Origin of the sequence: Nocardiopsis protaetiae (genome assembly GCF_045446735.1) — a bacterium.
Lineage (GTDB): Bacteria > Actinomycetota > Actinomycetes > Streptosporangiales > Streptosporangiaceae > Nocardiopsis > Nocardiopsis protaetiae.
Genome location: NZ_JBJJBV010000031.1, coordinates 41,952 through 52,940, shown reverse-complemented (window position 1 = coordinate 52,940; position 10,989 = coordinate 41,952). Strand labels below are relative to the sequence as shown.

The 10,989-nt window shown below is 71.2% G+C and carries 13 protein-coding genes; 7 read left to right on the top strand and 6 right to left on the bottom strand.

Translation table 11 applies throughout. The features are described from left to right. Positions 1 to 350: 350 nt before the first annotated feature. From ACJOT3_RS07860 to ACJOT3_RS07845, 4 genes are all read right to left on the bottom strand, one after another. Positions 351 to 749 (bottom strand): VOC family protein, encoded by a 399-nt coding sequence (locus tag ACJOT3_RS07860; RefSeq protein WP_406970349.1) that lies wholly within the window; start codon positions 747 to 749, stop codon positions 351 to 353. Positions 750 to 833: 84 nt separating this feature from the next. Further along, positions 834 to 1,484, bottom strand: a complete 651-nt coding sequence (locus ACJOT3_RS07855) for a DUF4333 domain-containing protein (protein ID WP_406970347.1) — start codon at positions 1,482 to 1,484, stop codon at positions 834 to 836. A 234-nt stretch (positions 1,485 to 1,718) separates the two neighbouring features. Continuing rightward, positions 1,719 to 1,964 (bottom strand): DUF397 domain-containing protein, encoded by a 246-nt coding sequence (locus tag ACJOT3_RS07850; RefSeq protein WP_406970345.1) that lies wholly within the window; start codon positions 1,962 to 1,964, stop codon positions 1,719 to 1,721. Then, positions 1,961 to 2,836, bottom strand: coding sequence for a helix-turn-helix domain-containing protein (locus tag ACJOT3_RS07845; protein WP_406970343.1), 876 nt, complete (start codon positions 2,834 to 2,836; stop codon positions 1,961 to 1,963). Before ACJOT3_RS07845 ends, ACJOT3_RS07850 begins: the two co-directional genes overlap by 4 nt. A gap of 307 nt (positions 2,837 to 3,143) precedes the next feature. Here ACJOT3_RS07845 and ACJOT3_RS07840 point away from each other — a divergent pair, with 307 nt between their 5' ends. The 5 genes from ACJOT3_RS07840 (at position 3,144) to ACJOT3_RS07820 (ending at position 6,658) form a co-directional block, all read left to right on the top strand. Then, positions 3,144 to 4,229 carry a serine hydrolase gene (locus ACJOT3_RS07840; RefSeq protein WP_406970341.1) on the top strand — a complete coding sequence of 362 codons (1,086 nt, stop codon included), beginning with the start codon at positions 3,144 to 3,146 and terminating at the stop codon, positions 4,227 to 4,229. A gap of 199 nt (positions 4,230 to 4,428) precedes the next feature. Further along, entirely contained in the window at positions 4,429 to 4,971 is a 543-nt protein-coding gene (locus tag ACJOT3_RS07835; protein WP_406970339.1) for a hypothetical protein, read from the top strand. Next, positions 4,971 to 5,243, top strand: coding sequence for a hypothetical protein (locus ACJOT3_RS07830; protein ID WP_406970337.1), 273 nt, complete (start codon positions 4,971 to 4,973; stop codon positions 5,241 to 5,243). The genes ACJOT3_RS07835 and ACJOT3_RS07830 overlap by 1 nt, the downstream gene beginning before the upstream one ends. Continuing rightward, the gene (locus tag ACJOT3_RS07825; protein WP_406970335.1) at positions 5,240 to 5,560 is read left to right on the top strand and encodes a hypothetical protein; all 321 of its coding nucleotides are present in this window, start codon (positions 5,240 to 5,242) and stop codon (positions 5,558 to 5,560) included. Before ACJOT3_RS07830 ends, ACJOT3_RS07825 begins: the two co-directional genes overlap by 4 nt. A gap of 606 nt (positions 5,561 to 6,166) precedes the next feature. Continuing rightward, positions 6,167 to 6,658 carry a hypothetical protein gene (locus tag ACJOT3_RS07820; RefSeq protein WP_406970333.1) on the top strand — a complete coding sequence of 164 codons (492 nt, stop codon included), beginning with the start codon at positions 6,167 to 6,169 and terminating at the stop codon, positions 6,656 to 6,658. Between the two features lie 34 nt (positions 6,659 to 6,692). On the opposite strand, the gene ACJOT3_RS07815 is transcribed toward ACJOT3_RS07820, so the two are convergent. After that, positions 6,693 to 7,568: an aldo/keto reductase family oxidoreductase gene (locus tag ACJOT3_RS07815; RefSeq protein WP_406970331.1), complete on the bottom strand. Its 876-nt coding sequence runs from the start codon at positions 7,566 to 7,568 to the stop codon at positions 6,693 to 6,695. A 131-nt stretch (positions 7,569 to 7,699) separates the two neighbouring features. Between ACJOT3_RS07815 and ACJOT3_RS07810 the strand changes: the two genes are divergently transcribed. Both ACJOT3_RS07810 and ACJOT3_RS07805 read left to right on the top strand, forming a co-directional pair. Continuing rightward, on the top strand, positions 7,700 to 8,164 hold the full coding sequence (locus ACJOT3_RS07810; RefSeq protein ID WP_406970329.1) for a winged helix-turn-helix transcriptional regulator: 465 nt from the start codon (positions 7,700 to 7,702) through the stop codon (positions 8,162 to 8,164). A gap of 648 nt (positions 8,165 to 8,812) precedes the next feature. Next, on the top strand, positions 8,813 to 9,241 hold the full coding sequence (locus ACJOT3_RS07805; protein ID WP_406970327.1) for a phosphatase domain-containing protein: 429 nt from the start codon (positions 8,813 to 8,815) through the stop codon (positions 9,239 to 9,241). A 53-nt stretch (positions 9,242 to 9,294) separates the two neighbouring features. Here the strand turns inward: ACJOT3_RS07805 and ACJOT3_RS07800 are convergent, their stop codons facing one another. Beyond that, on the bottom strand, positions 9,295 to 10,944 hold the full coding sequence (locus ACJOT3_RS07800; protein WP_406970325.1) for an FAD-dependent oxidoreductase: 1,650 nt from the start codon (positions 10,942 to 10,944) through the stop codon (positions 9,295 to 9,297). Positions 10,945 to 10,989 lie beyond the last annotated feature (45 nt).

Genomic DNA, 10,989 nt, shown 5'->3' with positions numbered 1-10,989 from the left:
CGATCCCCTTCCCCGGGATCGGCCTCCACGGTCGACCCTTTACTCCCGGGGGTCGACCCCCACGGCCCCCGGCCCGTCCGCCGGGGGCCGTTCGCGTGGGTGGGGGCGGGTGGGGAGGCGGATGAGGCTGGGTGTCGAGTACCGGGGAGCCGGGCGGGGGGCCGAGGGCCGGGAGCGGGGTGCCGGGGAGCCGGGGGCCGTTCAGGTGACCGGACCTCGGCGGCTGTGCCCCGGGGGGCCGCGGAGGCCGAGGACCACGAGGAGCCGGTTCCCCGTGAAGACCGGGATCCCCGCCGTGACCAGCTGTCCCACGAACACCGCGGTTCCGGCGGAATCAGACGGGGGCGGGATCAGGCAGAGGGTGGGCCCAGGAGGTCCCAGCGGTTGCCGGCGATGTCCAGGAAGACGGCGACCTTGCCGTAGGGCTCGTCGCGGGGTTCGGTGACGAACCGGACCCCGTGCTCCCGCATGCGGGTGTGGGCGGCGGCGAAGTCGTCCACCCGCAGGAAGAAGCCGACCCGGCCCGCCGTCTGGTCGCCCACGGCGGCGCTCTGGTGCTCGCCGTCGGCGCGGGCGAGGAGGATTCCGGTGGCCGCGCCGGGCGGGCGGACCACCACCCAGCGCTTGCGTCGGCCGTCGTTGGTGAGGGAGGGGGAGTCCTCGGTGAGTTCGAAGCCGAGGGCGTCGGTGAAGAAGGCGATCGCCGGGTCGTAGTCGTCCACCACGAGGGTGACCAGGTCCATGTGCATGGGCCCACGCTAGACCGCTGCGGCCGGGCACGGGCGGGGGCCGTCCCGCCCCCGCCGCGGCCCGGGAGGGAGTGGGGTCAGGGGTTACAGGGGCGCGTCGTCGACCACGACGTCCCACTGGACGTTGTCGCCGTCGACGGCGGTGGCCGTGACGGTCACGCCGTAGTTCATGCCGCCGTCCACCAGGTTGCACCGGATCTCGGCGCCGACCTGGGCGGGCAGGCCCTGGGAGCAGGTGAAGTCCTCGGGGGCCTGGCCGACGACGGCCTCCAGGGCGGCGGCCGACTGCTGGGCGACCTGGTCGGCGGGAACGGTGCCGTCGGTGGCCGTGGCGGTGGTGCCGCCACCGGCGTCGGGGGCGGCGGCGGGCTCCTCGGCGGCGGTGTCGGCGGCGGAGTCCCCGGCCGCGGCGGTGTCATCGACCACGACGTCCCACTGGACGTTGTCGCCTTCGACCGAGGTCACGGTGACGGTCACGCCGATGGTCTCGCCGCCGTTGGTGAGCTCACAGCGGATCTCGGCGCCCACCTCGGCGGGGAGGTCGTCGGCGCAGGTGAAGTCGTCGGGGGTCTGGCCGACCTGTTCGGCCAGCATCTCGCTGGAGCGTTCGGCGACCTGTGCGGCGTCGACGGCGCCGGGGCCGCCGAAGCTGAAGGAGCAGCCGGTGGCGAGGAAGAGGGGGAGGGCTCCCAGAACGGCTCCGGTGATGATTCGATCGGTTCTGATCTGCCGCATCGCGGACTCCTTGGGTGTGCGGGGAACATGCCCCCGAACAGACTCCGGAACGGGGTTCCGGGTTCCGCGAATACCCGGCCCTATATGGATTTGTGGCCTGAACAGCTGTTCTGCATCGTTTCCGTGATCACCCGCGCACGGTTTGTCAACGCTGTTGACTTTCCGACCCCGGCCGGGCACCCGAACATGAAGCCGCCCCGCCGCACTTTCTGCGGCGGGGCGGCTTCCCGGTGGTCACTTCGAGTCGAGCGCGCCGAGGAGGGCGGTCCACTCGGAGGCGGCGAACCCGAGGTATCCCAGGTCGGGGTGCTTGGAGTCCCGCACAGCGGCTCCGGTGACCCCCTCAGCCACCTCCACGCAGTTCGCGCTGTTGGCGCTGTAGCTGCTCTTGTGGAACAGCGCTTCTGCGACCTCGACGCAATCGTTGCCCGAACCGCTGTAGCTGCTCTTCCGGAACCGGAGTGTCTCGGTCTCACTCATCGGGTATCACTTTCCTCGGCCAGTAGCTGTCTGATGAAGCCAACCGACTCCGTCGCCCGAAGGGCCGCCGCCTGGACGTGCCCGAAGATGGTCACGTACTGGGCCACTCCTTCGCCCTCGCTGATCACATGCCCGGTCGCCGTCTCGGTGTACACGATCGAGGGATCGTTCTCGCCGGGGAAATCCATGATGACGAACGGCCCGGTTGTAGCCGCGTGAGGGCCTGCGTCGAACGGTAGTACCTGTATGTCGATGTTGTGCCTGGTGGCCATGTTAACGAGGTGCTGTAGTTGGTCTCGCATGACTCCGGGCGCAAGAACCCGTCGACGCAGCGCGGCCTCATCGATCACCACGGAGAAGTGGGGCGGCTTCTGCTTGTTGAGGATCTGCTGCCGCTCCATCCGGGCCCAGACATGGCGCTCCACAAGCTCTTCGGGGTGCGCCTGACCTCCGCGGAAGACGGCATCGGTGTACTCGGCCGTCTGGAGCAGGCCGGGGATGACCAGCCCTTCATAGGCCCGGATCATGGACGCTTCCGTCTCGAAGTCAGGGAGCACGTTGTCCCCGAAAACGTCCTTGTACTCCGACCACCAGCCCCGCTCCCGGGCCTGCTTGGCGAGCGCATGCAGCGCCTCGCGGGACTGAGGGTCCTTGATCCCGTAGAGGTCGCAGAGGTGGTCGATGTCGTCGGGCTTGATGAAGCGGGTCTTGCCGTCCTCGATACGGCTGAGCTTCGGTGCGGACCACCCCAGGTCCTTGGCGGCATCGCCGATCTGGGAGTAACCGGCGTTCAGACGTGCACGCCGCATCTCCGCGGCGAGACGGCGGAGGCGGACAGTCGGGCTCAACACGGTACGGGGGTGCGTCGGCATGCCCTCAGTCTAGAGCGAGCAAGACAATGAAATCTTCTTGGATCAGCTTGATTTTCTGTTGATTTCATATCAGCATGTTGTCATGAGATCGCGTCGTCACTCAGTGCGATCACATGAAATCTCGCTCTACTCAGAACCGTACGCGCATGAGTCGCCCTGTGGTCAGGGAACGAGAAAACCTCATGCGCAGATCAGAAGCACCGGTCACACACGCCCCCGAAGCGACCAGCACCAACGGGTGAAGCAGCGAAGGGTCGCCGCTTCATCGCCCACGACCAGGTAAGACGCTCTACCCCTAGGAGCGGCAATGCCCCCGAACTCGCATTTCCTCCGCCTCGACTACTACTGCGACACCACCGGACTCCCCTTGCCCTTCCCCCTCCCTGAGGACGTGTTCGACGTCAAGGCCCGGGTGCGCGACCGGTTCGGCGCCGCGCACCGCTCCCTGGCGGGCACCGTCCACCCCCGAGCGGAGATCGAAGGCACGGTCATCGTCGAGGCCGGTGCCGTGGTGGACGCGGGCGCGATCGTCATCGGCCCCGCCCTGATCTGCTCCGGTGCCTATATCGGCCGAGGCCTGGTCCGCGACCACAGCGTCATCGGCCCGGGAAGCCGTATCGGCTCCTCCGTGGCGGTCGGAACGGTCGACCTCGACGCGCCCCTGTCCAAGTACGTCGACGGCCTGGACCCACGCTCCCACCCCGGGCTGGGGGTCACCTTCCGGCAGATCCTCACCCACACGTCGGGGCTGATGCCCGCCAGCCGTCTGGACCGGTACGTCGGGGACGAACGGGACATCGTCGCGGCCGTCCTCGCCGAACCGCTGGACGAGCCGGGGCGGCACCGATACGTCAACCGCGGATTCATCCTGGCGGGCCTGCTCCTGGAACGGCTGCACGGTATCGGCCTCGGCGTCATGCTCCACGCGTACATGGGCGGCCTCAGTGTTCGAGGTATCGGTTACGGACCGGTGGCCGCGACCGAGCGGCGGCTCACCGGGGCCCATCCGATCCACGGCACGGTCCACGACGAGAACGCCGCGCTCCTGGGCGGTGTGGCCGGGCACGCGGGTGTGTTCGCCACGGCGGAAGGGCTGTCCGACTACGCGGGCGCGATCCTGCGCGAGGCAGAGGGTTCGGAGGAGCCGGAGGGTTACGTGAGCGAGTCGTGGCGACCGTCGGTGCGCGTGGACGAGGACACCCACCGGGGGCTCGGGTGGTCGGTGAACCCGGCCTCGGGTGTGGTCCACCACCAAGGGTTCACGGGGACGAGCCTGTTCCTGCACCCGGCGACGGGTCGCCACCTGGTGCTGCTGACGAAGGCCATCGCCTACGGACGGCGGCGGCAGGGGCCGGCCGAAGTGAGGGAGGTCGCGATCGGCGCTTTCTCGTAGCCACCGGGGGCGTAGGCCCCCACCACACGCACAGAAGTGCCCTGGAGCCGGTTGACGGCGGCCCCAGGGCGGGTGTCCCCACTCAGATCGACTAGACCCATCGAGGAGAGACGGAATGCAGTGTATCGCCGGAGAACACGCCCCTCCAGGGAGCGTGCACAACACATCGGCCTTGGTCAGGGGGCGACCGCAACAGGAGGTGCGGCACCTGCGAGCGGCGGAGCTGACCGAGGTGAGGCGGATCGCCGGGGACTTCTCCCTGAACCGCATGAGCAGTGCGGTCGGGGACCTGCTGTCCCCTGAGTTCTCCCCGGCGCGGCCCGCGCCCCGGCCGGCCGGGGCGGGTGGTCTGACCCTCGGCCGGGTCATCCCGCTGCGGCCCGACCTCGCGAGGTGGACCCGGCCCCTCGTCGGCGGTGAACCCCTCCACCTGCTCCCGGGGCGGGGCCGCCACCACCGCCCCGAGGCCCCGGTCCGCCTGACCCTGGCGGGCTACAACCACCCCGCCCCGGCAGTGGCCTCGGCCGATGCTCTGGCCCGGATCACAGCCACCACCGATACCGAACGACCGTTCGCTATCACCGCGCCGCCTCCCGCTCCCGCCCCGGCCCGCCAACCCCGGCGGTGGCCCCGGATCCGGCGCTGCGCCTCCCGCGTTCGTGCCTATGTCTCCCACCCGGCCGGGGACCTGGCGCCGCTTGCCCTGGCGATCCGCTCCTACCTCGCGAAGGGGGTGAGGTGATGCTCGTCGGCGACATCAGCATCGCGGACCTGTTCGAGGCCATCGGCGACACCCTGGCCCTGCCGCCCGCCGCCACCCCGGACGACGAAATCACCCGCTCCACCCTCCTCGGACACCGCATCGCCGCCATCTGCGCGGCGGTCGAGCACGTCCGCACCACCGGCGACCCGACCACGGCCCTCGACCTCCTCGACACGGCCATGGAGGCCCACCCGGCCACCTCCTACACCCACCGGCCCCCGTCGCCCCGGCACCCGGGGAGCCCCCGATGATCCCGCCGCTGTGCGGGCAGGCCGCACTCAACCGCAACGGCTCCCGCCGCACCTGCGTCCTCGACGCCGACCACCCGGGCGACCACGAAGACCCCACCGGCTGGACCTGGCAGCCCCCGGAAACCGTACTCGCCCACCTGCGCGATACCTGGGGGACCACTCACCGCATCGCCTGGACCGGCGCGCTCTGGGTCGCGGTCCACCGCGACCCCGCCGCCCCGTGGCGCACCCACGTCGAACCCACCCCGGACCAGTTGGAGGACCGTCTGCGTCAGCACGCCACCGTTCGGCCCGCCGAGCCCCGCCCTCACCCGTGACCCGCATCCAGTGGGGTGAGGTCCGCCGCCAGCGGACTTCACCCCGTTGGTTCAGCCGTCCTTCTTGAGCACCGCCGCACCCGCATGCCACAGTGGTCCCGGCTGCATCTGCTCACCTCGACAGACTGCATAACGCGAAGACAACGCCCCGCGTTAGTGCAGGTCATTAAGCGTCACCCCGTGCAGGCGGGGATGGGCCGGAGTTCCGGGAGCACGGGGAGTAGTGCTGCCGTCACCCCCGCGTAGGCGGGGATGGACCGTTGGTGAACAGCACATCACGCACCCAGCGGGCGTTACCCCCGCGCAGGCGGGGATGGACCGCCGGAGTTCTGGGACGACCGCAAGCTGTCCAGGCCCCCGCTCACGCGGGGATGGACCCGTCACCTCGCCAGCGCTGCGGCCGTCGGCACCGTCAGCCCCGCGCAGGCGGGGATGGAGTGGTCCCTGGGCCCGAGCCTGGGGCCGAAGGCTCCGGCGGTGTTCGGCGGACGAGCCGTTACCGGTGTGCCTGCGGTCTGTTCCATCGGCGCGGGTGCGGTCCGTCTCAGGAGAGGTCGGACGGTCGCCGCCTGGTGCGGCCACCCCCGCCTTCCTAGCGTTGGCGGCATGACCTCACCCCCGGCGACCCAGCCTCGGAACCACGGCGGCGCCCCCGGCGCGGCCATCCCCGTCCGCGAGATCAGTGCTTTCGTCCTCGCCGCCTTCGCCCTGGCCTGGGCGGTCCACGTCCCGATCCTGCTCAGCGGGAACGGGCCGGACGACCCCTCCTACGGCCTGGCAGCCACGGTGTACATGTTCACCTCCGGCGTCGTGGCCATCGCCGTCACCCTTCTGCTGTGGCGTCCGCGCCGCTTCGCTCGCGCCCTCGGGCTCATCCCACTGCGCCCCCTACGCCGCCTCGGCGGCTACTCCCTGCTCGCCTTCGTGCTGCTTGCGCTGCTGGGCCTCGTGGCCACCCTGGTCGCCGCCCTGGTGAGGGCCGTCCGGCTCGACCTGGTGAATTTCTCCGGCCTGCGCGAGCTTCGCTGTACCCCGGCGGCATGGGCGGCCTCGTCGGGCTGGGCGTTCTGGTGGCGGCGGCCGCCGTGCCGGTCCTGACCGGGCGCATCACGGCGGCCGGCCGCGGGTGGCGTCACCCGCGGCCGATCCCGTCCAGTTCGGCGAGATCCTCGTCGGACAGCGGGAGCCCGGCCCCGGCGGCGTTCTCGCGCAGGTGAGCGACCGACGAGGTTCCGGGGATCAGCAGGATGTTCGGGGACCTGTGCAGCAGCCACGACAGGGCGACCGACATGGGCGCCGCCCCCAGCCGGGCGGCGACGGCGGAGAGCACCGACGACTGCAACGGGCTGAACCCACCGAGCGGGAAGAACGGCACGTAGGCGACGCCCTCGGCGGCGAGCCGGTCGATCAGTTCGTCGTCGCCGCGGTGGGCGAGGTTGTACATGTTCTGCACGCACACGATCGGCGCGATGCCCTGGGCCTCGGTGACCTGTTCGGCGGTCGCGTTGCTCACGCCGAGGTGGCGGACGACGCCCTGCTTCTGGAGATCGACCAGCGCCTCGAACGCCTCGGCGATCGACCCCGCCTGCGGCCCCTCGGCGTCGCCGAGGCGGAGGTTCACCAGGTCCAGCGTCTCGACCCCGAGGGACTCCAGGTTCTCCTCGACCTGGCGCCGCAGCTGCTCCGGCCGCCGCGCCGTGGGCCACCCGCCCTGCGCGTCCCGCCGCGCACCGACCTTCGTCACCACGTGCAGACCCTCCGGGTAGGGGTGCAGCGCCTCGCGGATCAGCCGGTTGGTGATGTGCGGCCCGTAGGCGTCGCTGGTGTCGATGTGGGTGATCCCGAGGTCGACGGCCTCGCGCAGGACGGCGATCGCCCCGTCGTGGTCGGCGGGCGGCCCCATGACCCACGGACCCGCGAGCCGCATCGCGCCGTAGCCGAATCGGGTGACGGTCAGATCGCCCAGGGTCCAGGTGCCGCCGGGAAGCGGAGGAGGGTACGCGCTCATGCCCATGTCTTTCGTGTCGGTCCGAGGGGTGGTTCCTTGTGGAGCCCTTCTTCATAATGGGCATGCAACTTCCCGGCGGGAAGTAGGCACTTCAGAGTGCCCTGGTGACCCTCAGGTGACAGGAGCAGGCGATGGGAACGACGACCGCGGCTGAGAAGAAGGCCCAGGCGAAGATCGAGTACGACGCGTTCCTGGACGTGTGCCCGAGCCGGAAGCTGCTCGACCGGATCTCCGACAAGTGGGTCACCCTGATCCTGTGCGCGCTCGGCGGTGGGGCGGCCGGGCACACCGGTGACCGCGCTGGCGGCCGTACCGCCGACGGGGCCGGTGGGCCGCGGGCGATGCGCTTCTCGGAGCTGGCCCGGACCCTCGCGGGCGTCAGCCAGAAGATGCTCACCCAGACGCTGCGTTCGCTGGAGCGCGACGGCCTCATCACCCGCACCGCGACCGCCACCGTGCCCGTGACCGTCTCCTACGAGCTCACCGGACTCGGCCTGTCGCTGTACCACCAGGTGCGCGGCCTCAAGGGCTGGGCCGAGGCGCACATGGGCGAAGTCCTCGACAACCGCGCCGCCCACGACGCCCCCACCGCCTAGCGGACGCCGCCGCGGCGCGCCCGCGCCAGGCCTTCCGGGGGGCTGGGGCAGAGGTAGTCGAAGAAGCGGTGCCACCAGGTGGGTGAATGCTCGGACGGGGAACGGAAGAGTGACCGTGCCGCACCGTCGTATTCGGTCCACAGCAGGTGCTCGGAAACACCACGTAGCCGGGGGCCTCCAGCTCGAACTCGACGCGGAGCCGGTCGGCGGCGTCGAGGAGCACCTGTTCCTCCCCGGTTCCTCCCCGGCGTCGTACGCCCCCGGATTCCCCAGGGTCAGCACGGCCATGCCACCGAAATCGCTGACGGTCACCGTGAGTCGTTCGCCGCTCTCGGTGACCCGCGCCGGGATCCCGATCCGCCCGTGGTGGCTCGCGTCCTGGACGTACCGGTCGACGGCACAGGTGCAGCCGAACCGCTCCGCCAGCCGTGCGGCGAGCCGCTCGAACCGCGCCCGGGTGGCCTGGGCGTCGTAGTCCCGGGGGAACTCCACGTGCTCGGGGTCGTCGAGTTCACGCAGCAGCTCCCGCGTGCTCTGTCCATCGAGGGCCATGCACGCATTCTCCACACCCGACCGGCGGTGGGCGGATGTCGGGAGGGGCGTCTATGATCCGGGGACCCCCGCACCTCCCCCGACGGACAGGACACCGTGGCCAAGGAACGACAGAGCATCCTCGTGGACATCGACGGCACCCTCGCGCTGCGCGTGGGCGAGCACGCGCGCGGGCCCTTCGAGTGGCACCGGGTGGGCGAGGACCTTCCCAACCTGCCCGTCATCCAGGTCGTGCAGCGGCTCGCGCTGACCGGGCTCGACGTCGTCTACATGTCCGGGCGCAGCGACGAGTGCCGCCGGGGCACCCTGCGGTGGCTGGAGGAACACGTCGGGGTGCGGGGCGACCTGCACATGCGCAGGAAAGGCGACTTCCGCTCCGATGACACCGTCAAGCGCGAGCTGTACGAGAAGCACGTGCGCGACCGCACGGACGTGCTGTGCGTCCTGGACGACCGGGACAAGGTGGTCCGGATGTGGCGCGAGCTGGGGCTGACCGTTCTCCAGGTCGCGGAGGGCGATTTCTGAGGACGCGCGTATCACCGCGGGTCGGTGCGGAGGGAAGCCGCGCCGGGCCGCCGCTACGCCGACCGGCCCCGCCGGTCGGCGATGGCCGTGTGCACCGACGCGATGGCGCTGGCCCCCTCCCCCATGGCCGCCGCCACCCGCTTGATCGACCCGGTGCGGGTGTCCCCCACCGCGAACACCGAGGGTGCGCTGGTCTCGAACGGCAGCGGTCCGCGCCCCAGGTCGTCCCAGCGCGGTTCCAGCCCCAGCTCCACCAGCGCGGTGTCGGTGCACACGAACCCGCTGCGGTCCCGGGTGACCCCGTCCAGCCACTCGGTGGCGGGGCTCGCCCCGATGAAGCAGAACAGGCCGCTGGTCGGACGCACCTCGCCCGCCCCGGTCCGGCGGTCGGTGAGCACCACCTCGCGCAGGTGGGTGTCCCCCTCCAGCCCGGTGATCTCGGTGTTCGTGTGCACGGTGATGTCCGGGTGGTCGTGCAGCCGCGCCACCAGGTAGTCGGACATCTTGGCGGACAGGTCGTCGCCGCGGACCACCAGGTCGACGCGGCTGCCCCGGCCGGCCAGGAACAGGGCGGCCTGCCCCGCCGAGTTCGCCCCGCCCACCACGGTCACCGGGTGCTGGGAGCAGGTGCGCACCTCCAGCTCGGTGGCGGCGTAGAAGATGCACCCCGACTCCTCGAAGTCGGCCCAGCGCTCCAGCGGCAGGGTCCGGTACCGGGCGCCGGAGGCCACCACCACCGCCTTGGTGTCGATGCGGCTGCCGTCGGCGAGGTACAGCACCGGGTCGGGGCCGGTGGTGTCCAGCCGGGTCACGTGGCAGGGCATGTACATCTCGGCGCCGAACTTGAGCGCCTGGATCGCCGCCAGACGGGTCAGCTCCTCCCCCGAGATGCCGTGCGGGAAGCCCGGGTAGTTCTCGATCCGGGAGCTGGAGGCGGCCTGGCCGCCGGTGCCCAGGGCGTCCAGGACCACGGTGTTCAGGCCCTCGGAGGCCCCGTACAGGCCGGCCGCCAGCCCGGCCGGGCCCGAGCCGACCACGATCAGGTCGACGTCGCGGCAGCTGGGCCGGTACGCCTTGCCGATGCGCTGGGCCAGGAGGCCGGGCGTGGTGTTGCGGACGGCCTCCCGGCCGATCAGGACGGCGGGCAGGTCGTCGCCGGTCAGCTCGGCGGCCTCCAGCAGCGCCCGGCCGGTCGCCGAGTCCGCGTCGTGCCAGAGGTAGGGCAGCCGGACCCGGGCGGCGTAGGTGCGCAGGGCCAGGGTGGCCGCGGAGGTGGACAGGCCGACGACGTCGACCGGGCGGACCACCTCGCGCAGGTACTCGCGGCGGACCAGGAGGGCCTCCAGGACGGTGTCGGAGAGCTCGACCTCCTCCGCCATCATCGTGCGGAACTGGGTTCTGGACAGCCGGTGGATCCGCCCCGGGGCCACCACCCGGACCGTCACGTAGGCCATCTGGTCGCTGAGGAGGTTGACCTCGCCGAGGAAGTCGCCCGGTCCCAGCGACATGTACACCTCCTCGGGGCGGTCGAAGGAGGCCTCCCGGACGACCTCGACGTGCGCCTCGTCCAGGACGACGAGGTCGCGTTCGAAGCCGCCCGCCCGGGTGAGGACGTCGCCCGCCTTCACCTCGTGTTCGGAGCCGTAGGAGCGCAGGCGGTCGAACCGGGCGAAGTCCAGCCGCGGCCGGAGGCGATCCATCATGCTCTCGTGTGACCAGCCCATATCGGTGCCCCTTCCCGACCCGTG